23 protein-coding genes, 1 tRNA gene, 1 other RNA gene and 1 pseudogene are annotated in these 24,158 nt (G+C 73.4%); 9 read left to right on the forward strand and 17 right to left on the reverse strand.

The features are described 5' to 3' along the window. Window positions 1–171 precede the first annotated feature (171 nt). The 6 genes and pseudogenes from MTR79_RS26300 to MTR79_RS26325 form a co-directional block, all read right to left on the reverse strand. Window positions 172–1,176: an aldo/keto reductase gene (locus tag MTR79_RS26300; protein WP_244792092.1), complete on the reverse strand. Its 1,005-nt coding sequence runs from the start codon at window positions 1,174–1,176 to the stop codon at window positions 172–174. A 232-nt stretch (window positions 1,177–1,408) separates the two neighbouring features. Continuing rightward, a tRNA-OTHER gene (locus MTR79_RS26305) sits at window positions 1,409–1,531 on the reverse strand. A 139-nt stretch (window positions 1,532–1,670) separates the two neighbouring features. Then, complete coding sequence (locus tag MTR79_RS26310; RefSeq protein ID WP_086698742.1) at window positions 1,671–2,402, reverse strand: hypothetical protein; 732 nt, start codon at window positions 2,400–2,402, stop codon at window positions 1,671–1,673. Between the two features lie 169 nt (window positions 2,403–2,571). After that, window positions 2,572–2,853, reverse strand: coding sequence for a type II toxin-antitoxin system RelE/ParE family toxin (locus tag MTR79_RS26315; protein WP_244792093.1), 282 nt, complete (start codon window positions 2,851–2,853; stop codon window positions 2,572–2,574). Between the two features lie 4 nt (window positions 2,854–2,857). Beyond that, window positions 2,858–3,126, reverse strand: a pseudogene (locus MTR79_RS26320) (type II toxin-antitoxin system Phd/YefM family antitoxin). Window positions 3,127–3,130: 4 nt separating this feature from the next. Further along, window positions 3,131–3,691, reverse strand: a complete 561-nt coding sequence (locus MTR79_RS26325; protein ID WP_244792094.1) for an ATP-binding protein — start codon at window positions 3,689–3,691, stop codon at window positions 3,131–3,133. Between the two features lie 147 nt (window positions 3,692–3,838). On the opposite strand from MTR79_RS26325, the gene MTR79_RS26330 reads away from it, so the two are divergent. The 3 genes from MTR79_RS26330 (at window position 3,839) to MTR79_RS26340 (ending at window position 6,389) form a co-directional block, all read left to right on the forward strand. Further along, the gene (locus MTR79_RS26330) at window positions 3,839–4,759 is read left to right on the forward strand and encodes a helix-turn-helix transcriptional regulator (protein ID WP_244793304.1); all 921 of its coding nucleotides are present in this window, start codon (window positions 3,839–3,841) and stop codon (window positions 4,757–4,759) included. After that, window positions 4,756–4,971, forward strand: a complete 216-nt coding sequence (locus MTR79_RS26335) for a DUF397 domain-containing protein (protein WP_244792095.1) — start codon at window positions 4,756–4,758, stop codon at window positions 4,969–4,971. Before MTR79_RS26330 ends, MTR79_RS26335 begins: the two co-directional genes overlap by 4 nt. Window positions 4,972–5,162: 191 nt before the next feature. Continuing rightward, window positions 5,163–6,389, forward strand: a complete 1,227-nt coding sequence (locus MTR79_RS26340; RefSeq protein WP_086698733.1) for a cytochrome P450 — start codon at window positions 5,163–5,165, stop codon at window positions 6,387–6,389. 423 nt (window positions 6,390–6,812) lie between these two features. On the opposite strand, the gene MTR79_RS26345 is transcribed toward MTR79_RS26340, so the two are convergent. The 7 genes from MTR79_RS26345 to MTR79_RS26375 form a co-directional block, all read right to left on the reverse strand. Then, window positions 6,813–8,093 carry a cytochrome P450 gene (locus tag MTR79_RS26345; protein ID WP_086698732.1) on the reverse strand — a complete coding sequence of 427 codons (1,281 nt, stop codon included), beginning with the start codon at window positions 8,091–8,093 and terminating at the stop codon, window positions 6,813–6,815. Further along, on the reverse strand, window positions 8,090–8,707 hold the full coding sequence (locus MTR79_RS26350) for an ATP/GTP-binding protein (protein WP_086698730.1): 618 nt from the start codon (window positions 8,705–8,707) through the stop codon (window positions 8,090–8,092). Before MTR79_RS26350 ends, MTR79_RS26345 begins: the two co-directional genes overlap by 4 nt. Then, on the reverse strand, window positions 8,688–9,047 hold the full coding sequence (locus MTR79_RS26355; protein ID WP_019522447.1) for a DUF742 domain-containing protein: 360 nt from the start codon (window positions 9,045–9,047) through the stop codon (window positions 8,688–8,690). The genes MTR79_RS26350 and MTR79_RS26355 overlap by 20 nt, the downstream gene beginning before the upstream one ends. Beyond that, window positions 9,044–9,469 carry a roadblock/LC7 domain-containing protein gene (locus tag MTR79_RS26360; protein WP_086698749.1) on the reverse strand — a complete coding sequence of 142 codons (426 nt, stop codon included), beginning with the start codon at window positions 9,467–9,469 and terminating at the stop codon, window positions 9,044–9,046. Before MTR79_RS26360 ends, MTR79_RS26355 begins: the two co-directional genes overlap by 4 nt. A gap of 139 nt (window positions 9,470–9,608) precedes the next feature. Beyond that, window positions 9,609–11,618: an ATP-binding protein gene (locus tag MTR79_RS26365; RefSeq protein ID WP_244792096.1), complete on the reverse strand. Its 2,010-nt coding sequence runs from the start codon at window positions 11,616–11,618 to the stop codon at window positions 9,609–9,611. A 529-nt stretch (window positions 11,619–12,147) separates the two neighbouring features. Continuing rightward, window positions 12,148–12,550, reverse strand: an RNA gene (gene rnpB, locus MTR79_RS26370) — RNase P RNA component class A. Between the two features lie 914 nt (window positions 12,551–13,464). After that, window positions 13,465–14,298: an AraC family transcriptional regulator gene (locus MTR79_RS26375; RefSeq protein WP_048457692.1), complete on the reverse strand. Its 834-nt coding sequence runs from the start codon at window positions 14,296–14,298 to the stop codon at window positions 13,465–13,467. Between the two features lie 234 nt (window positions 14,299–14,532). Here MTR79_RS26375 and MTR79_RS26380 point away from each other — a divergent pair, with 234 nt between their 5' ends. The 4 genes from MTR79_RS26380 to eda all read left to right on the forward strand — a co-directional run bounded on the left by MTR79_RS26380 (window position 14,533) and on the right by eda (window position 17,660). Continuing rightward, entirely contained in the window at window positions 14,533–15,288 is a 756-nt protein-coding gene (locus tag MTR79_RS26380; RefSeq protein WP_114873617.1) for a MerR family transcriptional regulator, read from the forward strand. A gap of 170 nt (window positions 15,289–15,458) precedes the next feature. Then, complete coding sequence (locus MTR79_RS26385) at window positions 15,459–16,037, forward strand: hypothetical protein (protein WP_244792097.1); 579 nt, start codon at window positions 15,459–15,461, stop codon at window positions 16,035–16,037. Window positions 16,038–16,161: 124 nt separating this feature from the next. After that, complete coding sequence (gene yaaA / locus MTR79_RS26390; RefSeq protein ID WP_244792098.1) at window positions 16,162–16,944, forward strand: peroxide stress protein YaaA; 783 nt, start codon at window positions 16,162–16,164, stop codon at window positions 16,942–16,944. Window positions 16,945–17,009: 65 nt separating this feature from the next. Continuing rightward, complete coding sequence (eda, locus tag MTR79_RS26395) at window positions 17,010–17,660, forward strand: bifunctional 4-hydroxy-2-oxoglutarate aldolase/2-dehydro-3-deoxy-phosphogluconate aldolase (protein WP_244792099.1); 651 nt, start codon at window positions 17,010–17,012, stop codon at window positions 17,658–17,660. Window positions 17,661–17,867: 207 nt separating this feature from the next. On the opposite strand, the gene MTR79_RS26400 is transcribed toward eda, so the two are convergent. From MTR79_RS26400 to MTR79_RS26410, 3 genes are read right to left on the reverse strand one after another with little or no spacing between them, the layout of a single operon-like run. After that, complete coding sequence (locus MTR79_RS26400; protein WP_244792100.1) at window positions 17,868–19,646, reverse strand: bifunctional RNase H/acid phosphatase; 1,779 nt, start codon at window positions 19,644–19,646, stop codon at window positions 17,868–17,870. Between the two features lie 26 nt (window positions 19,647–19,672). Beyond that, entirely contained in the window at window positions 19,673–20,416 is a 744-nt protein-coding gene (locus tag MTR79_RS26405) for a C4-type zinc ribbon domain-containing protein (protein ID WP_048457718.1), read from the reverse strand. Beyond that, window positions 20,413–21,333, reverse strand: coding sequence for a Nif3-like dinuclear metal center hexameric protein (locus tag MTR79_RS26410; protein WP_244792101.1), 921 nt, complete (start codon window positions 21,331–21,333; stop codon window positions 20,413–20,415). The genes MTR79_RS26405 and MTR79_RS26410 overlap by 4 nt, the downstream gene beginning before the upstream one ends. 247 nt (window positions 21,334–21,580) lie before the next feature. Between MTR79_RS26410 and MTR79_RS26415 the strand changes: the two genes are divergently transcribed. Both MTR79_RS26415 and MTR79_RS26420 read left to right on the forward strand, forming a co-directional pair. Then, the gene (locus tag MTR79_RS26415; RefSeq protein ID WP_244792102.1) at window positions 21,581–22,819 is read left to right on the forward strand and encodes a hypothetical protein; all 1,239 of its coding nucleotides are present in this window, start codon (window positions 21,581–21,583) and stop codon (window positions 22,817–22,819) included. A 97-nt stretch (window positions 22,820–22,916) separates the two neighbouring features. Next, the gene (locus MTR79_RS26420; RefSeq protein WP_175447081.1) at window positions 22,917–23,084 is read left to right on the forward strand and encodes a hypothetical protein; all 168 of its coding nucleotides are present in this window, start codon (window positions 22,917–22,919) and stop codon (window positions 23,082–23,084) included. 85 nt (window positions 23,085–23,169) lie between these two features. On the opposite strand, the gene MTR79_RS26425 is transcribed toward MTR79_RS26420, so the two are convergent. Then, window positions 23,170–24,033: a MaoC/PaaZ C-terminal domain-containing protein gene (locus MTR79_RS26425; protein ID WP_189365101.1), complete on the reverse strand. Its 864-nt coding sequence runs from the start codon at window positions 24,031–24,033 to the stop codon at window positions 23,170–23,172. Window positions 24,034–24,158 lie beyond the last annotated feature (125 nt).

Here is a 24,158-nt window from a genome sequence, read left to right on the forward strand (position 1 = left end):
GTGGAGAACCTATGCTCAACTTCTCTGCACCAAAGCTTCACAGTTGAGGCAGCGGTCTTCCGATGGGCCACATCCAGGGGGGAGGCGGCAGCCGTTCCACGCCGCCGGCTGGGGGTGGGCCCGCGCGGGACCGCGGGTGCGCACCGGCGGGTGGAACGGCTGCCGCACGTCTTACGCGGCCCCTGCCGCTTCTCGCCGGAGGACGCGCTCCACCTCTGTCATCTGCCGCTCGGTCAACGGCCCCTTGGCTAGCGCGCCGGCGTTCTCCTCGGCCTGGGCGACGGAGCGGAAGCCGGGGATGGGCACGGTGCGCGGGCTGCGCGCCCACAGCCAGGCCAGGGCGCCCTGGGCAAGGGTGCGGCCGCCGCTGGTGAGGATGTCCCGCAGCGCGTCGACACGGGCCAGCCACTCGGGGTCGGCGCCGCCGCCGTCGCCGAAGCCCCGCAGCCAGGCGGGCGGACGGTTGCGGATGTCCCCGGCCTCCAGCGACCGGCCGCCGCGGTGCTTGCCGGTCAGCAGACCCATGGCGAGCGGGCTGCGGTTGACGGACGCGAGATCGTTCTTCTCGCAGAGCGACAGCAACTCGGGGGCGTCGTCGAGGACGTTGAGCGCGTGCTGCACGGCGGCGCAGTGCGGCCCCTCGGCGAAGACGGCGGCACGGGCGGGGTCGTCGGTGCTCCAGGCGTACGCCCGGATCAGCCCCTCCGCGACCAGCTCCTCGCACGCGTCGCGCAGCCTGGCCGCCCGGTCGGGGTCGGCGTCGGCGAGGTGCAGCTGGTAGAGGTCGACGTGATCGGTCCCGAGCCGGCGCAGGGAGGCGGTCAAGGCACGGCGTAGGTGCTCAGGGGAGTCGTCGGTGCCGGTGAGGGTGCGGGTGTCGGGGTCGAAGAGGTTGCCCCACTTGGTGGCGACGACGACGTCGTCCCGCCGCGAGCCGAGCGCCCTGCCGAGGACTCGCTCGCTGTGGCCGGTGCCGTAGACGTCGGCGGTGTCGAAGAAGGTGACACCGAGGTCGAGGGCCCGCCGGACCGCCCGCACGGACTCCTCGTCGTCGACCTTCCCCCACCCGAGCGGCTGCCCGGTGTCGTCCTGCCACTCCCCGCCGATGGCCCAGCACCCGAACCCGAGCGCGCTGACCTGGATACCACTGCGTCCCAGTGTGCGTGTGAACTCCATGCGGGGGACGGTAGGAGTTGGAGTGCGCGCCAGGGCAAGGGGTTGCTGGACGACTGTGCGGCGCGGGCGGGCCCGACCTCGGTCGAGGGGCGCAGAACGTGGCGGAGCCCGGGAGTCGTATCCAGCTCCCGGGCCCCTGGGGTGCCACCCAATTCGCACGCCGGCGGCGCTTGAGGACGGATCAGTCGTCAGGCCGTCGTGTTCTTCCTTTGAACTACCGCGCCGAGAAGAGAGGCGCAGGCGAGAGTCGAACTCGCATCCGACGGCGTTCGTCCGTCCCCGTTCGGTCCGGCGATCGGCGGCGATGCTGAGACTGGAGCGAGAGTCTGAGATTGACCGCGGCCGCCTCTGCGACGACCGCTCTTCAGGCTGAACTTCAGTTTCAGCTTGCGCTCCTGGCGCGAACCGGTCCTCACCCGGCCCGCGCCCCGTAGCGCACCCCCGCGCTCGCACGCGGGGGCGATCGTGGATGCCACCTGTGGCCGCGCCGCGCGTCAGCCGAACAGGTAGCCGAACACCGCGTCGCCGACCCGCTGGTCGGTGACCTCGGTGCCGTTGGCCTCCTCACGGGCGAACTTCACGGCCTGCTGGAGCTTCTCGACCCGCTCCAGCAACTCGTTCACCCGCCGCGCCGGGAGGGCTCCGGAGAACTTCACGGTGGTCCAGTAACCGATCGGCACGTCCTCGTAGTACACCTCGACCTGCGCCGGGTGCTTCTCCGTGGCCTCCGCCTTGACGTGGTTGCGCGGCACCTTCTTGGTGCGGATCGTGCGCACCGGGTCGGTCTTCCACCAGTCCGTGGACGGGTCGGGGGACCAGGACTCCGCGGCGTCCAGCGTCGGCAGCTTCTTCACGAAGCCGTGCAGTTCGGCGAGCTGCTTCTCGAGGAAGAGCAGATAGCTGACGGGAACGTCGGCGACGAGTGCCCGCCCGTCGACCGTGACGTCCGCGCGGGCCAGGCAGTTGGCCCAGTCCTTCGTCGCGGTGACGTCGAACAGCCGCGTCAGCGAGGCGGACACCTCGCGCAGCACGTCCTCGGCCTGCACCTGCACCCGCGTGGACTCGGGCGGCAGCTGCTCGCCCTCCTCGTCCTTCGGCTGGTACGTGCGCGAGATACCGGCCAGCAGGGCCGGCTTCTGCACTTTGGCGTGCGCGGCGTTGATGTCCTGGAGCGACTTGCTCTTGACACCCTTCTCCACCGCGATGATCTGGTTCAGCTTGGTCACGGGCTCCCCCTTCGAACAGCGGGAACGTACCGCGGAACCCGGGGGCACGTCGCCGCATTTTCCTCGTACGACTGCCGGGCGGGTGACGTCGGGCCTGAGGCCGCGGCGGACCCGGGGGCTCGGCGGGCGCGAACGTCGTCGTCAGGTACCTAGTTCGCAGGACGGCACGTCAGGGCACCTGACGGTAGACGTCCCAGCGATTGCCGAGAGCCAGGACCCACACGATCAGCCGACCGTCCTCCACGGTGTAGACGACGCGGTATTCACCGACCCTGAGCCGCCACCGGGCGCTGTGGCCCTGCAGGGCGTTGATGTCGAACGCCGCTGTGTCGCCGGCGTCCATCGCCTTCTGCAACTCGGTGAGCCGATACAGGATCCGCAGGACGTCCGGGCGCGGGATCTTGTGCATGTCCCGCTGCGCGTGCGGCGTGAAGCGCGTGACGTATCCCATGCGGTCAGTCCCGGTCGGTGCGGAGCATGGCGGCCATCTCCTCGAGCGATACCGACCCCTCCAGGCCCTCGGACTCGGCTTCGTCGGCGAGCCGGTTGAGCCAGGATCCTCGGCGTCCTCGGCGATCCGGCGCAGCCGCTGGTACTCCTCGATGTCGATCACGACGGCCTCCTGCTTTCCGCGCCGGGTGATGATCGTCGGGGTCTCCTGCCGCCGGGCACGGTCGATGACGTCGGCGAGGTGGCCTCGGACCTCGGCCATGGATTCGATCACCGGTTCACTCATGTCGCGAATGCAGCGGATGTACATCTGATTGGGTCGCGGTCTCGTATTCCGCCCAGACCGTCTTACCCGGGCCGCCCGGCCGTGGGCGCCAGTCCCAGCGGGCGGCGAGCGCGGCGACCAGGAGGAGACCCCGGCCGGTTTCGTCGACGGCGGGGACCTCCGGCCGGGAGACGCCCGGCCGCGGCGGGACCCGCTCGCCTCGGGAGTCGGTGACCTCGACGCGAACGGTGGCGGAACGGGGCCCGGTGGCCAGGAGCGCGAGACGGAGGTGGAAGTCCCGGCCCGGTACGTTGCCGTGCAGCACGGCGTTCGCCGTCAGCTCGGCGACGATCAGCACGATCGCGTCGTGGTCGTCGGTGCCGTACGGAAGGCCCCAGGCGTCCAGGCGGACGGCGGTGAGGTGGCGGGCGAGACGGGCTCCGCGCGGGGTGGAGGTGAAGCGCATCGCGAAGGTGCGGGACACCGGAATGAGGCCCGGTGATGCGGTGCCCAAGTGAGCGGCGGGGGTGGCGAGTCGGCCGGGGCCGGTGGGACCGGCGGGGTTGTTCGTCATGCCGTCCACGGTCGCGCCGGTCGCCCAGCGTGACCAGGGGTGACGCACCGACGTGGGCCGCTGTACGCGACGTGCCGGTGAGCGTACGAGGCGTGTGGCGTGACGGCGTCCCCGGCGGGCGCGTTGAGCCCGAGAAGGCGGTGGTCGATGACGAAGCGTACGGGCACGGACGCCTTGGCGTGCGGCGAGGACGGCGGAACGGTCGTGAGTGTCGGGGACGGATGGGAGAGCGACGACGGCGGGGGCGGCGCGCGCCGGCCCGAGGACGGGGCGGGGAAGGGCGTGGTCGCCGCGTTCGGGCAGACCTTGAAGACGCTGCGGCTGCGGGAAGGGCTGGACCGGGCGGAGTTCGGGAGCCGGATCGGGTACTCGGCGGCCACGGTCGCGTCGTTCGAACAGGGGCGGAGGATTCCGTCACCCCGGACCATCGAACGGGCGGACGAGGTGCTGGGTGCCGACGGGCTGCTGTGCGTATGGAAGGAGGAGGTGGAGCGGGCTCAGTATCCGGTGTTCTTCCAGGGGATGGCGACGCTGGAGAAGGAGGCCGTTGAACTCGTCTCCTACAGCATGCCCGTCCTCAACGGACTGCTCCAGACCGAGGAGTACATGAGAGGGCTGCTCGGTATGAGGCGCCCTCCCCTGGACGAAGAGACCACAGAACAGCGTGTGGCAGCACGATTGGCCCGACAGGACATCTTCGACCGCCGGCCGGCACCCTTCCTCAGCTTCGTGCTCGACGAGTCGCTGCTACGACGCCCCTACGGGGGTAAGGCCGCGCTGCGGGGACAGCTGGAGCATCTGCTGCTGATCGGACAGAAGCGCAACGTCGAGATCCAGGTCATGCCGCTCGACCGTGAGGACAACGCGGGCGTGAACGGTCCGTTCACGGTCGTCACGCGCAAGGACGGCAAGAAGTTCGTGTATGCCGAGGCGCGAGGCATCGGCTCCTTGGAGACCGACCCGGAACAAGGGGTTCTGGCCGCGGCGCTCTATGGGATCATCCGATCACAGGCTCTCAGTCCGCGAGAGTCAACGGAGTTCATCGAAAGGTTGCTGGGATCGCCATGAAGAGCGCTGAGTCCTCGACCGTCGCCTCCGGCCTCGCCTGGTTCAAGAGCAGCCACAGCGGTACCGAGGGCGGCGAATGCGTAGAGGTCGCAAACGGTACAGCAGGTGTGCACATCCGCGACTCCAAGGCCGCCGCCGGGCCCGTCCTCACGGTCTCGCGTGACGCGTGGGCGGGGTTCGTCGGGCTGGCCTCCTCGGAGCGGTGCGTCTGACACTCGTACGGTCATGAGAGCCCTGCCGGTCCTTTCGGACGGCAGGGCTCTCATGTACACGGGGAGCGCCGCAAGGGGCTGTTTTCGGCCTGTTCATCGTTCAAGCGGATCCGGTCATCGGGCGGTCTGTCGTTGCTGACAGATGATCAATAACCTTGTGCAGTACACGAAATACGATCGCAGGGAGCCCCATGTCCACCGCCCAGCAGGTGCCCGACATCCTCTCGCCCGAGTTCGCAGCCGACCCCTATCCGGCCTACCGCGTGATGCGGGAGACCGCGCCCCTCCTCTGGCACGAGGCGACCAAGAGCTACGTCGTCTCGCGCTACGAGGACGTCGAGCGCGTCTTCAAGGACAAGGCCGGTGAGTTCACCACCGACAACTACGCCTGGCAGCTCGAGCCGGTGCACGGCAAGACGATCCTGCAGATGAGCGGCCGTGAGCACGCCGTGCGCCGCGCCCTGGTCGCGCCCGCCTTCCGCGGCAGCGACCTCGAGCAGAAGTTCCTGCCGGTCATCGAGCGCAACTCCCGTGAACTGATCGACGCCTTCCGCCACAAGGGCTCGGCCGACCTGGTCGACGACTTCGCGACCCGCTTCCCGGTCAACGTCATCGCCGACATGCTGGGCCTCGACAAGGCCGATCACCCCCGCTTCCACCGCTGGTACACCGCCGTCATCGCCTTCCTCGGCAACCTGGCGGGCGACCCCGAGGTGACGGCGGCCGGCGAGCGGACCCGTGTGGAGTTCGCCGAGTACATGCTGCCGATCATCCGCGAGCGCCGCGAGAACCCGGGCGACGACCTGCTGTCCGCGCTGTGCAGCGCCGAGGTCGACGGGGTGCGGATGAGCGACGAGGACGTCAAGGCGTTCTGCAGCCTGCTGCTGGCCGCCGGCGGCGAGACCACCGACAAGGCCATCGCCGGCATCTTCGCGAACCTGCTCGCCCACCCCGACCAGCTCGCCGCCGTCCGCGCCGACCGCTCGCTGATACCCCGCGCCTTCGCCGAGACCCTGCGCCACACCCCGCCGGTCCACATGATCATGCGGCAGTCCGCGACGGAGGTCACCCTCAGCGGCGGCACCGTGCCGGCCGGCGCCACCGTCACCTGCCTGATAGGCGCCGCCAACCGGGACGAGCGCCGTTACGCCGACCCGGACCGGTTCGACATCTTCCGCGAGGACCTGGCCACCACCAAGGCCTTCTCCGCCGCCGCCGACCACCTCGCCTTCGCGCTCGGCCGGCACTTCTGCGTCGGCGCGCTGCTGGCCAAGGCGGAGGTGGAGATCGGCATGAACCAGCTCCTCGACGCCATGCCGGACGTCCGTCTCGCCGACGGCTTCCGCCCGGCCGAGCAGGGTGTGTTCACCCGCGGCGTGCAGAGCCTCCCGGTCCGGTTCACGCCGGTGACCGGCTGACCGCCACGGGTCGCCGCACTCCCGTACCCACCGCCCGTCCCGGCCGGATCCGGTCCCGCGGGTCCCGTCCCGGCCGGATCCCGTCGGCCGCGGCCGGATTCCATCCCGACCGGGTCCGCCGCGGCGGGACCCAATCCCGACCGGGTCCGCCGCGGCCGGTTCCAGTCCCGGCCGGGTCCGCCCGGTCGGCTCCGCCCCAACCGGGTCCCCCGCAGTCGAATTCCGTCCCGACCAGATCCCGTCGGCCCGGCCCACCCGGTCGGCTCCGCCCCCACCGGGCCCGCCGCGGCCGGATTACACCCCGAGCGGGTCCCGCCGGGAACCGAGGCCGCTCCGGTCAGGTTCCGCCACGGTCGGGTCCCACCGCGCCCGGCCGTCCGCGGAGGGGGGCCGGTGCCCACCCGCGTCCCGGCCGGCGAGGCCCTACTGCACCACCGGCGTGAACTGCACCGGCAGTTCCATCAGGCCCCGCATCCAGATCGACGGACGCCAGACCAGTTCCTCCGGCTCCACGGACAGCACCAGGTCCGGCAGCCGCTCCAGCAGCGTCTCGACCGCCGTGCGCGCCATCACGTCCGCCAGCAGCGGGGCCGGGTACGGGCAGCGGTGCTCGCCGTTGCTGAAGGACAGGTGCGCGGCGTTCTCCGCGCCGACGTGGCCCTCGGGCCAGATCTGCGGGTCGGTGTTGGCCGCGGCCAGGCCCAGGACCAGGCAGTCGCCCTCCCTTATCTGCCGGCCGCCGAGCTGCACGTCCCGTACCGCCCACCGCCCGATGAAGTTCTGCGTCGGCGTGTCCAGCCACAGCACCTCGTTGAGCGCCTCGCCGACGCTGAGCCGGCCGCCCGAGACGTTCACGGCGAAGCGTTCGTCGGTCAGCAGCAGACGCAGCGTGTTGCAGACCCAGTTGGAGGTGGGCTGCTCGCCCGCCGAGATCACGGAGATGAGGTCCTGGACGATCTCCTCGTCGGAGAGCCCCGCCGGGTGCATCACCATGCGCGAGGTGACGTCCGGGCCGGGCGCCATCCGCTTCTCCTTGACCAGCTGCCGCAGCCGCTCGCCCACCCGGTTGTACCCGGCGACCGGGTCCTCGCCCTCCGCCGCGTCCAGGGAGATGCGCAGGTCGTCGACGAGCCGGCGGGTGTCCTCACCCGTCGCCGGCATCCCGCACATCTGCACGACGGCACGCATCAGCAGGGGGTGCACGTAGTCGGACATCAGCTCGGCCTGGCCGCTGCCGGCGAACCGCGCGATGAGGTCGTCGGCGATCAGCAGGCACTCGTTGCCCAGCTCGAACTGGTCGACGCCCTCCAGGGCGTCGGTGATCACACCGGCCCGCCGCCGGTGTTCGTCGCCCTCGGCGAACAGCACCGACGGCTGGTAGCCGACGTACGGCAGCAGCGGCCAGTCCGACGGGATGTTCTCCCACTGGTTCCAACGCCGGGAGTCCCGCGCGAACAGCTCGTCGTGGCTGGTCACGTAGGAGAGTTCGGTGTAGCCCAGCACCAGCCAGGCCGGGATGCCGCCGTCCAGCAGCACCGGCGCGACGGGGCCGTGCTCGCGGCGCATCGTGCGGTACAGCTCCGACGGCGTCTGCTGGAAGTCCAGCCCGGTCAGGCTCACCGCGCCGGCGTGCGCGGGGCACCCCGGGGGCGGCCCGTCCGCGGTGCGGGTCTGCCGCGCGAAGGGATCGGCCGGATCGGTCACAGTGTCGCCTCCTTGGCGGTGGCCAGGTCGTGGAGGTGGTTCACGAGGGTGATCAGCACGTCCTTGCCGGAAGCCCGGACCCGGGCGTCGCAGTCGACCATCGGCACGTGCGCGGGAAGGGCGAGCGCCTGGCGTATCTCGTCCAGGGAGTACCGGACGCCGTCGTCGTCGAACCGGTTGACGGCGACGACGAACGGCGTGCCGTGGTGCTCCAGCCGGTCGATGGCGTACCAGGAGTCGTCCATCCGGCGCGTGTCGACGAGGACGACGGCGCCCAGGGTGCCCGAGAACAGCCGGTCCCACAGGAACCAGAAGCGTTCCTGCCCGGGCGCGCCGAACAGGTACAGCACCATGCGGTCGTTGAGGCTGATCCGCCCGAAGTCGAAGGCGACCGTGGTCGTGGTCTTCGCCGCCACCCCCTCGGTCTCGTCGACGCCCACACCGGCCTGCGTCATCACCTCCTCGGTGTTCAGCGGCCGGATCTCGCTCACGGAGCGGACCAGCGTCGTCTTGCCCACGCCGAACCCGCCCACGACGACGATCTTCAGCCCCGTCTCCGCGGTGTCGCGGAGCGGTGTGCGGTGGGCGGGCAGCTCAGAGGTTGCGGAGTCCATGGAGAACCTCTTGGAGTAGGGCGGAATCGGGCAGGGAGGCGACGGACGCCGCCGCGCGCGGGTGGCGCGCGGTGATGCGCCCGGTGTCCAGCAGGTCGCCGAGCAGGATGCGCACGACCGTGACCGGCAGCCCGAGTTCCGCGGCGATCTCGACCACGGCGACGGGGTGTTCGCACAGTTCGAGGATCCGGGCGTGCTCCGACTGCATCCCCGGCGTCGGCGCGCTCTCGCTGACGATCAGGGTGACCAGGTCGAAGGACTCGTCGGCGCGGCTGCGCCCTCCGGTGACGGTGTAGAGCCGGTCCGGGTCACCCGTGTCGACGGGTTTGCGCGGGGTCACGAGGTGCCGCTCCCGGGGGCCTCGGTTCGGGGTTCGGCCCGCAGGTGGTCGCCGATCTGCTCGACCAGCTCCATCATCTGGTGTCCGACCACGCCCGGGTCGGCGTCCTCACCGGCGACGACGGCGAGGTGCGCGCCCGCGCCGGCCTCCACGATGAAGAGCAGCCCGCCGTGGAACTCGGTCATCGACTGCCGTACGCCGCCGGTGCCGTCGCCGAACTCCATCGAGGCGCCCTGGGCGAGCGCCTGGATACCGGAGCAGATGGCCGAGAGCTGGTCGGCGAGGTCGAGGGTCAGGTGCTCGCTCCAGCAGAGCTTGAGGCCGTCCCGGGAGAGGACCAGGGCGTGCCGTGCGCCGGGGGTCCGCTCCAGGAGACCCTGCAGGAGCCAGTTGAGGCTGTTGTCGGTGGTCGTGGTCTGCATGGTGGTGTTGGGACGGTGGTGTCCGGACTGGCCGGTCACCGGCCCGTGCCTCCTATCTCACGTGCTCGAGCGGGAAGGGGCGCCGTCGCCCCGGACGCCGAACGGGGCCGGGCCGCGGCGCCGTACGGGAGGGGTGGGACTAGGGAGCCGCGGGGGGCAGGGAGTCGACGCCGGAGGTGCCGTCGCCCGGCTTGCCGGTGCCGGGCGTGCCGGTGCCGGGCGTGCCGGTGCCGGGCGTGCCGGTGACACCGTTGCCGGACTGCCGTGCGCCGCGGTGGAAGGCGCCGAACCGGGAGCCGGCGTCGCGCGCCCCGCGCCGGCCCGACGTGTCGCCGGAGCGGGCGGCCGCCGACTGGCGCTGTTCGCGCTCGCGTTCGGCCTCGGCCATGGTGCGGCCGGGGGCGCGGACCGGGAGGCCGTTCGGGGTGGTGCTGTCCGGCTGCCGGTGCCGTCCCTGGCCGGGGACGGTGGGCAGTTCGGACAACCGCTCGGTGATGGCGGCCTGGCGCTCCGTGCGAGGGGCCGGGGTTTCCGGGGCGGCGGGCAGCTCCGCCGCCGTGGGGCGGGGCTCGGCAGCGTTGTCACGGTCGCCGCGGGAGCCGTTCGAACCGCGGACGGGCAGGGCGTCGGCGTCGCTGCGGGAGCCGGCGGAGGACCCCGCGGCGGGCAGGGCGTACGCGTCCCGGGCGGGGAGCGAGGACGCGCGCGACGCCGACGGGGACTGCACGGGCACGCCCCGGGCCGCGCCCCCGCGCCCGGCCAGGGACTCGCCCCGCCCGGCCGTCTCGTACGGGGCCGGCTCGCGGTGCTGGGCGAGCAGGTGCAGGGGCAGCAGGACGACGACGCCGGTGCCGCCGCGGGAGGACGGGCGGTAGCTGACGCTGACGCCGTACTTCGAGGCGAGCCGGCCGACGACGGCCAGGCCGAGCCGGGTGCCCTGGAGGGAGGCGAGGTCGGTGACGCGGCCGGTGACGGCCTCCTCGGCGCGCCGCATCGCCGCGTCGGCCATCTTCAGGCCGCTGTCCTCGATGGTGACGACGATGCCGGCGCTGCGGTCCTCGACGTAGACGTGCACCTCGTCGATGGGCGGGGAGAAGTTCGCCGCGTTGTCCATCAGTTCGGCGAGCAGGTGCATGACGCCTTCGGCGGCGAACCCGGCGACCGCGGTGCGGGTGGAGCAGTGCAGGCGCACCCGCTGATAGGCGGCGATACGGCCGGCGGCGCCGCGCAGGATGCTCTCCATCTTGATCGGCTTGTTCCAGGCGCGGCTGGAGCGGCCGCCCATGAGCAGCGCGAGCCGGTCGGTCATCAGGCCGAGCTGGGAGGTGCTGTGGTCGAGCCTGAGCAGGTCGCCGAAGACCTCCTCGCCGTGCCGCTCCTGCATCTCGCGCAGGTCGGCGAGCATCTGTACGGCCTTGGCCTGGACGCGGCTGAGCGCCTTGGCGGAGGCGGCCTGGGCGGCGGCGGCGCGCCGCTCGCTGTGGGCGAGTTCACGGATGAACGATTCCGCCGGAGCGCGCAGGGCGGGGTGCTGCGGCAGGTCGGTCTCGGCGAGCACGGTGTCGGCGGAGCGGCCCTCGCGGAGCCGGGTGATCGCGGCCGGCATCGTCTCCCGTGCGAACCGGTCGTGTTCGGCCACGGTCCGGTCGAGTTCGTCCCGGATCGCGCGGTACTCGTCGTCGAGCGTGATCACGCGCCGTACGTCCTCCTCCACGACGGCGGCGAAGGCGTGGGTGACGCGGGAGAGCTGCGGGTCGGACGGCGGGGGCACGGCGGCCAGCACGTCGGCGGCGCTGGTGCCCTCGCGGAGCCGTTCGGCCACGGCGGGCAGGGTGGCTCCGGCCAGGTGGGAGATCTCGGCGGAGCGGCGGGCGGCCTCGGCGCGGAGGCGGCCGACCTCCGACTCCCGCTCGACGGCGGTGGCGCGGGCCTTCCGGACGAGGCGGTGGTCGACGAGGACGGTGACGGCCACGCACGCCCATCCGGCCAGCACCACGGCCAGGGTCCACGGGGTGGCGCCGGAGGGCGCCAGGGCGAGCGCCGCACCACCGGCGGCGGCGGTCACCACCAGCACGGCAGCCCGTGCGGCGAACGAGGTGCGCGGCGCCCCCGCCGGTGGGTGCTGGCTGGGAGAAGCAGGCACTGGCATGGAGCGGTCCCTCGGTCGGTGAGAGCAGGGGAAGGGGGCGGCCTACGACGACGGCCGCGGGCCGGGGAAGGGATCTGCCCACAGAAGGCGATCTTCCGACCACGTACGGCTCATGCTAATCACCCCGATGCGCGCCGAAGCCCCGCTTGCTGAACAGCTCGTCAGCAAAATCAGTTCGTCGTGAACCCATCGCTCGTACGTTCCGCTGTGCTAGCCGTGACGAGGTCGGACGAGCCGGGCCGGAGTGCGACAACGCACCCACGATTGCGCCTGACGGTTCGTCACATCTGCTTCACAGGAGGCCTGTCGCGGCTCCCCTCACCCACGCGAGGCATCATTTTTCGGCCAACTGCGGTTATGCCAGAGGCGCTTCACACCTGGCCACGGTGACGAGGAGGACATGAAGGTGAAGGATTCCCGCCGGTCGTGAAGGTTCGGTGACGGCAGCTCGCGCCGGTTTGCGTGAGCGAGGACACACGGGGGTCGCGCACGAGGAAACGGCGGCTCCTCCGCAGAGGGAGGAGAGCGGCAGACGAGCCGGGCTGTACGCCGGGTTCTGTTCCGGTGGGTCCTCGCGGACCCACCGGCGACGGCCATCCATCTAGGACCGGTGTTGCCACCGGCCTCGTGCGGTCTACCCGCGGACTCGGGCGGGCAGCCCTCGAACGTCCGCGCAGAAGCACCGGGGTGCTTCCTTTTGACCTTGCTCCGGGTGGGGTTTACCCAGCCGCCTGAGTCACCTCAGGCGCTGGTGGTCTCTTACACCACCGTTTCACCCTTACCCGGCGCCTGAGCGTCGGGCGGTCTGTTTTCTGTGGCACTGTCCCGCGGGTCACCCCGGGTGGCCGTTAGCCACCACCCTGCCCTGTGGAGCCCGGACGTTCCTCGGGAAGCCCCCTACGGGGACTCCACGCGGCCGTCCGCCCGGCTCGTCTGCCGTGTCGACCATGGTACCCGCCGGCCGGCCGGCTTCCGCTCCCGCGCGTTGGCCAGCACGGATCCGGTGAGGATCAGGACGAAGGCGGCCACCACCGTCGTGGTCAGGGCCTCGTCGAGGAAGAGCGCGCCGGCCGCCACCGCGATCGCCGGGTTGACGTAGGTGATGACGGACGCGCGGATCGGGCCCGCCTCCTTGATCAGCTCCAGGAAGGCGACGAACGCCACCGCCGTGCAGACGACGCCGAGGGCGGCCAGCGCGGCCAGGGTCTCCGGGGCGGGGAGCGCATCGGGACGGGAGGCGATCGCCGCGGGGGCGTGGACCAGGGCGGCCAGGGCCAGGCAGGGCGTGATCAGGTGCAGCGTGGGGACGTCCCTGAGGTGGCGGTCGGCGATCAGCGGCGCCGTCGCATAGCCCACGACCGTGACCAGGACCTCCGCGAGGGAGAGGGCGTCGCCGCCGGTCAGGTGGGGGACGGTGAGGACGCCCACGCCGCCGAGACCGAGCGCCAGACCCGCGGTCCTGCGGGGGCCGAGGGACTCCGCCCGGCCGAAGGCGCGGGACAGCAGCACGCCGACGATCGGGACGCCCGCGATCAGCAGTCCGGCCGTGGAGCTGGAGAGGTGACGCTCGGCGTCGGTCAGGGTGTACCAGGGGCCGACGATCTCGATCACCGCGAACGCCAGCATCGGCTTCCAGTGCGCCCGCAGGTTCCGGGCGAGGCCCGCCTGGCGCAGGGCGAAGGGGAGCAGCAGGAGCGCCCCGACGGCGCAGCGGGCGAAGACCACGCCCGACGGGGACACCTCGTCCACCGCCACTTTGATCAACAGATAGGGGATGCCCCAGACCACTCCCATCAGGGAGAACAGGAACCAGCCGCGTGCAGTCATGCGGAGAGTGTCCGCCTGCTCAGCACCCCGCGTCTTGAACGCTGTTGCGGTACGCCGCCGGGGTCACGCCGAGCACACGGCGGAACCACCGGGTGAGGTGCGCCTGGTCGGCGAAGCCGACGAGGGCGGCCGCCTCGGCCGGCCGCACCCCGGCGTCCAGCAGGGCGCGGGCCCGGGCCACCCGGTGCTGGGCGAGCCACGCGTACGGCGGCACGCCCATCGTCGTACGGAACGCGCGGAGCAGCTGGTAGCGGGAGAGGCCGAGGTCGGCCGCGAGGTCGGCCAGGGAGGGCGGGGCGAGGAGCTCGTCGGCGAGGCGGTCGCGGACGGTGAGCGCGACGGACCGGGCGCCGGGGAGGGCGCCGTCGTCGGCGCGGGACGTGGAGTGGCGGCGGGCCAGCGCGGCGAGCAGCCAGGGCAGCCGCGACTCGGCCTCCAGCGGGTCGGGGTGGGCGCTGAGGTCGGTGTGCGTACGGCGCAGGGCGGCGGCCAGCTCCGGGTCGTGCAGGACGGGGTCGGGGAAGTACGGGAGGGCGGTGCCGAGGGTGCCGTCGCCGAGCAGGGCGGGGGCGGCGTACAGGGCCTGGTAGGCGTAGCCCTCGGGGGCGGCGGGGCCTCCGGTGTGCATCTCGCCGGGCTCGAGCACGACGATCGAGCCGGGCCCGGACACGATGCGTCCGCCGCGGTACGCGATCACCTCGAGGCCGCCGACGGTGACTCCGACCGTGTACTCGTCGTGCGCGTGCGGCGCGTACTCGTGCCGGGCGAACCGGGCGGTGAGCAGATCCAGCGCGGGCCCGCACCGCCCGAGCCGCGCCCTGGTCCACCTGGCCTGTTCCCGCCCGTCCCCCACGCCGTCACACCCCCGCTCCTCAGGGGATCAGAGGAAGTCGGCGGTGTCCAGGTCGAAGGCGAAGGGCCCGGGGAGGGGGAGGGGCTTGCCCAGGGGGCGGGTGCGGTGCTCCCGGTACTCGTCGCCCTTCGCGGGTGCGGGAACCGTTCGCCCGATCGTGGCGGAACAGCGGCCCCGTCGGGCGCCACAGCGTTCCCTTGACCCTGCCGCGACGTCAGCGTTTCTACTGGGGGCATGCGGATCGGAGAGCTGGCCGCGGCGGTCGGGGTGACCACGCGGGCCGTGCGGCACTATCACCATCTCGGGCTGTTGCCGGAGCCGGAGCGGCTCGGGAACGGGTACCGGGACTACACCCTGCGGCACGCCGTCGTGCTGGCGCGGATCAGGCGGCTGACCGAGCTGGGACTCGGGCTCGCCGAGGTGCGGGACGTGCTCGCGGACGACGCGGGCAAGGATCTCGCCGAGGTGCTGGCGGAGCTGGACGAGGACCTGGCGCGGCAGGAGGAGGCGATCCGGGAGCGGCGGGCGCGGCTGCGGACGTTGCTGGAGTCGGAGGGCGGGACGGCCGCGGAGGGTCCGGTCTCGCCGGAGCTGGCCGCGCTGTTCCGGGACACCGCCCATCTCGCCGACTCCCCCATGGCCGCGAAGGACCGCGAGATCCTCGCGCTGATCGAGACCTCCGCGCCGCCGGAGGAGCGGAAGCGGCTGATGGGGCTGATGAGCGGGGTGGTCGACGCGCCGGGCGGGGCGGAGCGGGCCACGGCCGTGTACCGGCTGCTCGACGAGCTCGAAGGTGCCGGGCCCGACGATCCGCGGATCGACGAGGCAGCCCGCGCCATCGCGGAGTGCGTGCCCGCCGAGCTGCTGCCCGAGGACGCCGTCCTCGACGAGAGCAACAGCTTCCTGACCGCCCTGTACGCGGACTTCGCCCCCGCCCAGGCGGAGGCCTTCCGCCGGGCGCTGCGGAGGCTCGCGGAGGGGCGGTCGTGAGCGGGGCCGCGGCGGACGGGAGTACGGGAAGAGCACGCGAGGGCGGGCGGTCGTGGAAGGAGAGGGTGGTGGGTGCGGAGCGTGCGGGTGAGGTAGGGCCGACGGTGGGCGGACCGGCCGAGGACGGAGCGGCCGGGGCGCGGGGGCGGAACACGTGGAGGGGGTGTGTGATGGCGGCGACGCGGGTGGGCTGGACACTGGTGCGGCACGAGGCGCGGCTGATGGCGAGCCTCGTGCTGTGGCTGGCGCGGCGTACGGACGGGACGGGCGGAGGCACCGCCTTCGGCTATGCGCGCGGGGAGACGGCCATGATGTTCGGGCTCGCGTTCGTGTGCGTGGTGGAGACGGTCGCGATGTCCGCGCTGCTGAGCGACTGGCCGGCCGCGCACGCGGTGGTGCTCTTCCTCGATGTCTACACGGTCGTCTTCGTCGTCGCGCTCCACGCCGCGTCCGTCGTCCGTCCGCACGTCCTCGGGCCGGAAGGGCTGCGGATCCGCCGGGCCGTCCACGTGGACCTGCGGATACCGAGGGAGCGGATCGCCTCCGTGCGGCGCGAGCTGCGGATGACGCACGAACCGGCGGACGGTGAGCTGGACCTCGCCGTCGGCTCGCAGACGACCGTGACGGTGGAGCTGACCGAGCCGGTCACGCACCGGTCCCTGCTCGGCCGGACCCGTGACGTGCGTGTGGTCCGCTTCCACGCCGACGACGCCGACGGCCTGGTACGGGCCCTCACCGCCGCCGCGTAGGAGCCGAGCCCGCCGCCGCGTAGAGCCGAGCCCGCCGGAGAGGGGTGCCGTACCCCACGCCACCAGGCCGGACGGCGGACGGCACGCCGTACCCTGACAGGCGAGCTCGATCGAAGGAGTACCTGTGCTTGTCCTGCTGCCGCCGTCCGAAGGCAAGGCCGCTTCCGGCCGCGGTGCCCCGCTGCGGCCGGAGTCCCTGTCGCTGCCGGGACTGACCGCCGCGCGGGAGGAGGTCCTCACCGAGCTGGTCGACCTCTGCTCCGGCGACGAGGACAAGGCGCGGGACGCGCTCGGGCTGAGCGAGGGCCTGCGGGGCGAGGTCGCGAAGAACCGTGAGCTGCGCACCGCCGGGGCCCGCCCGGCCGGGGAGATCTACACGGGCGTGCTGTACGACGCCCTCGGCCTGGCCTCGCTCGACGCGGCGGCGAAGCGGCGGGCGGCGCGGTCGCTGCTGGTGTTCTCCGGGCTGTGGGGTGCGGTCCGGGTGACCGACCGTATCCCCTCCTACCGCTGCTCGATGGGGGTCAAGCTGCCGGGCCTGGGCGCGCTGGGCGCGTACTGGCGGACGCCGATGGCCGAGGTGCTGCCGGAGGCGGCGGGGTCGGGGCTGGTGCTCGACCTGCGCTCGGCGGCGTACGCGGCGGCGTGGAAGCCGAAGGGTGAGGTGGCCGGGCGGACGGCGACGGTCCGTGTGCTGCACGCGCCGACCCGGAAGGTGGTCAGCCACTTCAACAAGGCGACCAAGGGCCGGATCGTACGGAGTCTGCTGACGGCCGGGGCCGCGCCGAAGGACCCGGCGGAGCTGGTGGAGGCGTTGCGGGACCTCGGGTACGTGGTGGAGGCCGCGGCGCCGTCCCGGGCGGGGGCGGCGTGGGCGCTGGACGTGCTGGTGGACGAGGTGCACTGACCCTCGCGTTGCACTATGCGCAACGACCTTTGCGCAGGATGCGCGCCGACGGCAGGATGAGCGCCATGAACGCTCCCCTGCCGTCGTCCGGCGCGCCCGCTGTCCCCTTCTCGGTGCTCGGGCTCGCTCCCGTGGTGCCCGTGGTCGTGGTCGAGGACGCCGCCGACGCCGTGCCGCTGGCGCGGGCGCTGGTGGCGGGCGGGCTGCCCGCGATCGAGGTGACCCTGCGGACCCCTGCCGCGCCGGACGCGATCCGGGCGGTCGCCGCCGAGGTGCCGGGTGCCGTGGTCGGCGCGGGGACGGTGCTCACGCCGGGGCAGGTCACGGACGCGGTGGCGGCCGGGGCGCGGTTCCTGGTCAGCCCGGGGTGCACGGACACGCTGCTGGCGGCGATGCGGGCGGCCGGGGTGCCGTTCCTGCCGGGGGTGTCCACGGCGTCGGAAGTGATGGCGCTGCTGGAGCGCGGGGTGCGGGAGATGAAGTTCTTCCCGGCGCGCGCGGCCGGCGGCACGGCGTATCTGAAGTCCCTCGCGGGACCGCTGCCGCAGGCCCGCTTCTGCCCCACCGGAGGGATCGGCCCCGACACCGCCCCGGAGTACCTGGCGCTGCCCAACGTGGGCTGCGTCGGCGGGAGTTGGATGCTGCCGGAGGACGCGGTGGCCGCCCGGGACTGGGACCGCGTGGAGCGGCTGGCGCGGGAGGCGGCGGCGCTGTAGCCCCGTCCGGGGCCTTGCGCTCGGATCATCCTTGGCGGCGGGGGATCCGGCACACGCCCCCCGCCGCCTTCACGGCGTGGGCGGCGCCCCGGCGGCGTTGTCGTCGGTTGCCGGCCCCCGCTCCCGGCCGCGCTCGAGCGGGGACCCCGTTCGGGTCGGCCGGCCAGGCACCGCGTCTCACGGCCGGTCCGATACGGACGACAGGCCCTACCGCAGGTGGGACGTGTCGTTGAACAGCCGGACGCTGGCGTTGCCGTCGGCGTAGTACGCCACGGCGGACAGCGAGGCGGCGGACAGTTCCATGCGGAACAGCGCCTCGGGCGGGGCGCCCAGGGCGAGCCGGATCATCATCTTGATCGGGGTCACGTGGGTGACCAGCAGGACCGTGCGGCCCCGGTACTCCGCGAGCAGCCTGTCGCGGGCCTCCGCGACCCGGGCGGCGGTCGCTGCGAAACTCTCGCCGCCGCCGGTGGGTTCGGCGTCCGGGGACGCCAGCCACGCGTCCAGGTCCTCGGGGTACCGCTCGCGCACCTCGCCGAAGGTGAGGCCCTCCCAGGCGCCGAAGTCCGTCTCCCGCAGCCCGTCCTCGACGGCCACGTCGAGCCCGAGCCGGGCGGCGACGATGCGCGCGGTCTCGCGCGTACGGGCGAGGGGCGAGGCGACGACCGCCTGCACGGTGCCGCGCCGGGCGAGCGCCGCGGCGACCTTCCCGGCCTGCTCGCGCCCGATGTCGGAGAGGGAGGGGTCGCTGCCCCCGCTGCCGGAGAACCGCTTCTGCGGGGTGAGCGGCGTCTCGCCGTGCCGCAGCAGCACGAAGGTGGCCGGCGCTCCCATGTCGGCGGGCGCCCACCCGGAGGAGGGGGTGGCGACGGCCTGCGCGGCCCGGCGGTCGGCTTCGGCGGGGGCAGGCCCCGCGGGCCTGCCGGGCCCCCCGTCCGCGGGGCCCTCGCCCGATGCGCCCGCGGCCCGGACCCCCATGGCGGGGGGCTCCGCCGCCCGGCGGCCACGAGCCCGGTCCGTCGGTGCCGGACCGCCCGCTCCGCCGCTGTCCCCTTCAACGCCGCGCCCACCCGGCCTGCCGGGCCCTCCGACCTCGGGGCCCTCGCCCGATGCGCCCGCGGCCCGGACCCCCGTGGCGGGGGGCTCCCCCGCCCGGCGGCTACGAGCCCGGCCCGTCGGTGCCGGACCGCCCGCTCCGCCGCTGTCTCCTTCGGCACCGCGCCCGCCCTGAACGTCCGCGGCTTCCGTGTCGTCGGCCCTGGGGCTGGGCTCCGTGTCGTCGGCCCCGGGGCCCGGTTCCGTGTCCGGCTCTTCGCCGGAGGCGTCCTCGGTGCTGCGGCCCCGGACCGTCCCCGCCGGGTCCGCGGCGCCAGCCGCGGCAGTACCTTCGGCCACCGGGCGCCGTTCCGGCTCCGGCTCACCGGGTGCGGCAGCGCCGCCCGCCGATGCCAGAGCCTCCCGCACCCGCGCCGCCCCGGCCGTCGCGTCGCCCGGCGTGCCCTCGGGGGCCGGGGCGACCGGGGCGGTCGGCGGGGTGTCCAGGTCGGCGCGGCTCTCCGCGGGCGACCAGGACTCCCCCCGCCTGCCCGCGTCCATCGCCTCGTTGGCCAACCGGTCCGCGTGGGTGTTGCGTTCGCGGGGGATCCACTCGTAGGTGACGCGGTCCGGCGGGAAGACCGTCGCGGCCTGAGCCGCGAGCGGCTTCATCGCCGGGTGCTTGATCTTCCACCGGCCCGACATCTGCTCGACGACGAGCTTGGAGTCCATCCGCACCCGGACCCGGGCGTCCGGATCCAGCTCCCTGGCGGCGCGCAGACCGGCCAGCAGGCCCCGATACTCGGCGACGTTGTTCGTGGCGACGCCGATGTACTCGGCCGCCTCCGCCAGCGTCTCCCCCGTCGCCGCGTCGCTCACCACGGCCCCGTAACCGGCCGGTCCGGGGTTCCCCCGTGACCCGCCGTCCGCCTCGACGACGAACTCCCGCATCGGACTCGATCCCCTGCCGACAGGCCCTACAGTCCCGACTCCGCCGTGCGGACCAGGATGCGGCGGCAGTTCTCACAGCGCACCACGGTGTCCGGGGCGGCGGCGCGGATCTCGTTCAGCTCGGTGATGGCGAGCTCCTGACGGCACCCCTGGCAGGTGCGCGCGTACAGCTTGGCCGCGCCGATGCCGCCCTGCTGTTCGCGCAGCTTGTCGTAGAGGCTGAGCAGCGCGGCCGGCACCGAGGCGGCGACGACCTCGCGCTCCTTCGTCACGGACGCGGTCTCGCCGTCGATCTGCTCCAGCGCCGCGTCCCGGCGGGCGGTCGCGTCGTCGATCCTGCCCTGGACGGAGCCGACGCGCTCGGTCAGTTCGGCGACGCGCTCCTGGGCGGACTCGCGGCGCTCCATGACCTCGAGGACGACGTCCTCCAGGTCGCCCTGGCGCTTGGCGAGGGAGGTGATCTCGCGCTGGAGGTTCTCCAGGTCCTTGGGCGAGGAGACGGCGCCGGAGTCGAGGCGCTTCTGGTCGCGGGCGGCGCGCTGGCGCACCTGGTCGACGTCCTGCTCGGCCTTGGTCTGCTCGCGCGTGCAGTCGCTCTCCTCGGTCTGCGCGGCGACGAGCAGGTCGCGCAGCTGGGCGAGGTCCCGGTTCAGGGACTCGATCTCGGCGTGCTCCGGGAGCGACTTCCGCTTGTGCGCGAGCTGCTGGAGGCGGACGTCGAGGTCCTGGACGTCGAGAAGTCGGATCTGGTCGGCGGGCTCGGCGTTCAGTTGGGGGCTCCAGATGATTCGGAATCGAGCGGGGCGCGCGCAGCGCCCCCCGGAAGAGTGGCGGTGGGTGACGGGTGGGCCCGGGACGAATCCGCGTGGGCGGTCCAGGGGTCGGTGACCGTGCGCGAGACATGGACCCGGAGGTCCCATCCGTGACGGTCGGAGATCTCGTCGAGCTGGGCGGCGGCCAGCTCGCACCAGGGCCACTCGGTGGCCCAGTGCGCCGCGTCGAGCAGCGCGAGAGGACCGTGGGCGCGGTCCGCCATGAACTCCGACGCCGGGTGGTGGCGCAGGTCCGCGGTGAGGAAGGCGTCCACGCCGGCCGCCCGGACGTGGTCGAAGAGGCTGTCGCCGGAGCCGCCGCTGACGGCGGCCGTGCGCACCGGTGCCTCGGGGTCGCCGGCGACGCGGATGCCCTGCGCGGTGGCGGGCAGCCGCCCGGCGGCGCGGGCGGCGAACTCACGCACGGTGAGCGGGGCGTCGAGCTCGCACACGCGGCCCAGTCCCCGCCGCCCCTCGGGGTCGGACGGGTCCGGCACCAGCGGCCGGACGACCCTGAGGCCGAGCGCTCCGGCGAGGGCGTCGGAGACTCCCGGGTCGGCGGTGTCGGCGTTGGTGTGGGCGACGTGCAGTGCGATGTCGTTCTTGATGAGCGTGTGCACCACACGGCCCTTGAAGGTGGAGGCCGCGACGGTGGTCGTGCCGCGCAGGTAGAGCGGGTGGTGGGTGACCAGCAGGCCGGCGCCGAGCTTCACCGCCTCGTCGACGGTCTCCTGGACCGGGTCGACGGCGAACAGGACGCGCGTGACGTCCTGGTCCGGGTCGCCCACGACGGTGCCGACCGCGTCCCAGGACTCGGCCCGCTCGGCGGGCCACAGGTCGTCCAGCGCGGAGATGACTTCTGACAGACGGGGCACGCCGCCAAGGCTACCTGCCCCTTTCGCACGGCAGTACCGGATCCGGTCCCCGCCGCGGTCCTCCCGCGATCCCCCGCGACCTCCGCCGCGCGGTGGCCGCCTTCCCCCGTGCCGCCGCCGTGAAGCACAGTCCCCGCGCTTCCTCAGCAGAATCGTTCCTGGAGCACCCTTACGTGTGAAGTGCGCTCCTCCGCTCCGCCGCCTCCGTCCGCGAAAACTACCGTTCGTCACCGGAGGTGACCGAAAGATGACGGTCTGCGCCATCGAACCTGCGGCGGCACACGAGAACGGAGCGGGACGGGCGGGCTGCACCATCACCGCGGACGGCTGCTACGCCGCCCGCCTGGCCCTCGCCGGGGACTCCCTGTTCCCGGAGCGCTGGACCCTGGACGGCCCCGAGCCGTACGCGGTGCCGCTCCCCGGCAACCAGCCCGAGGAGCCCGGCACCGAGGTACAGCCCCTCGCCGACGGCCGGGTCCTCATCCACCGGCTGGTGGACGGGCGGCACGCCTTCTCCCTGCTGTACCCGACCGGCCCCGGCACCGGCGAGCTTCCGCTGGGCACGGTCGACCGCCCCGAGGAGGGGACCCGGCTGCGGCTGCTCCCCCCGGCCCCGGACGGCCGCCGGGCGTACGCCCTCGCCGCCGGACGGCACAGCGCCGCGGTGTGGCTGGTGGCGGGCGGCGGATCCGGGCCCGAGCGGGTCGCGGAGGTCCCCGGCGGCTGCTCGGGCGGGGTGTGGCTGGACCGTGAGGGGCGGATGCTCGCCCTGGACCGGGAGTCGGGCGGACGCACCAAGTCGGTGGTGGTCGACCTCGGACGCGGCGGTGAGGTGTCGCCGTTGCTGCAGATCGCCCCCGGCAGCGACGACCGGGTGCTGCTCGCCGACCCGGACAGCGGTCTGCTGCTGATCCGCTCGGACGCGCCCTCCCCGGGGGAGGCGCGGCTGGGCTGGGGCGTGCTGGGCAGCACCCTGCCCGTGCGGTTCCCCGAGTGCCTGCGGCTGCCGGACCGCAGGGTGACGCCGTTCGCGGTGCAGCCGGGGCAGATGCTGACCCCGGAGGGGTGCGCGGTGGCGCTGCACGTCGAGAGGGTGGACGGCGCCGGCTGGATCGGGCTGTGGCGTCCCGCCGAGCGGCGCGTCCACCATGTCCCGGCCCCGGCGGGCTGGCTGGGCGGCACGGGGCTGTGGACGGCGGACGGGGTGCTGCGGCTCCCGTACTCCGTCGGCGCGGTGCCGTGCGGGGTGGCCACGCTGACGATGCCGGGTGAGGAACGGCGGCCGGAGGACGGATCCCCGGACGACGCCACGGCGGAGGAGGGTGCGGAGGGCGCGGAATCGCCGTTTCCACGCGGCGAGCGGTACAGCGCTCAACTACCCACCGGTAAAACGGAGATGACCGTTCATCACCTCGATTCCCTGGCCGACGTGCCGCGTCCCGTGCCTCTTCAGCAAGCTCCCCTTGGACGGCTTGTAACGAACTAGCGGCGGTTGGCGTGGCCGCCTGGATCCGGGGTGCGGTGGGCCGGTTAGACTCGCCCGGCTGTAGGAAAGATCATGTTTACGGGGTGAATTCCTTCCGATGAGCGACGTCATCACGCACGAGCCGCGGCCCGTCGAGCACGAGCAGGCCGCCGCGGGTCACGGCAGGCACCGGGGTCCGGTCTCCACGCAGGAGGCGGAGACGTCCCCGCGTGGCCGGCACCGCAAGCCGACCCAGGAGAACGACCGCGGGGAGCAGGCCGCCTGACCCAGGTCGGCCGGTCCCGCCCCCCGCGGGCGGAACGGAGAACACGGCCCCGACCGTCGTCCGACGGTCGGGGCCGTCTCCGTGCTCACCTGCGGGTGAACTCAGCCGTCGCGCCCGCCAGTACGGGCGCCTCCCCGCGTTCCACCGCGCCCACCGCCACCCGTACCGTGCCGTCCCCGCGCCACATCCGGATCCGCAGCGTCTCGCCCGGGTACGTCACCCCGGCGAACCGGGCGGTCCAGGAGCGGACGCGGGTGACGTCGCCGTCGAGGAGCGTGTCGACGACCGCCTTGAGGGTCATGCCGTAGGTGCACAGCCCGTGCAGCACGGGGCGGTCGAAACCGGCGCGGTGCGCGAACTCCGGGTCGGCGTGCAGGGGGTTGAGGTCGCCGGTGAGACGGTAGAGCAGCGCCTGGTCCTCCCGTACGGGGCGCTCGACCGTGCGGTCGGGGGCGCCCCGCTCCTCCGGCGCGTCCGCCGAGGGCCCGCGGTCGCCGCCCCAGCCGCCCTCGCCGCGTACGTACACCTGCGCCTCCGCCGTCCACAGCGGGCCGTCCGCGTCGGCGGCGTCGCTGCGCAGGACCAGCACCGCCGCCTTGCCCTTGTCGTGCACGGCGGTGATCCGGTCCGTGCGGGTGGCGGTGGCCCGCACGGGCAGGGGGCGGTGCACGCGGAGCGACTGGGCGCCGTGCAGCACCCTCGCGAGGTCCACGTCGACGCCGGGCATGGACAGGGCCGCGATCACCCCGGGCGCTCCGCCGCCCGCGACGGTGGCGAAGCTCGGCAGGACGTGGAGGCGGGACTCCAGGGTGTAGCGCAGTTCGCGGGGGTCGGTGGCGGGGACGCCGGCGCCGATGCCGAGGTGGTAGAGCTGGACGTCCTCGGGGGTCCAGGAGATGTCGGTGGTGCGGGGCGCGGCGGCGAGCGCGCGGGCGGTGTCGACGGGCATGTCGCTCCTGATCGCCGGGGGTGGTCCGGACCCTGTATAGCCGGACGCCCGCACGTCGGCCGCGGGACCCGGGACATCCGTACCGGTGCGGACCGTACGGACGGCTCTGTCGGGGGGCGCCGGGC

Source organism: Streptomyces sp. BJ20 (genome assembly GCF_022869105.1).
In the GTDB taxonomy this organism is placed as follows: domain Bacteria; phylum Actinomycetota; class Actinomycetes; order Streptomycetales; family Streptomycetaceae; genus Streptomyces; species Streptomyces griseoincarnatus.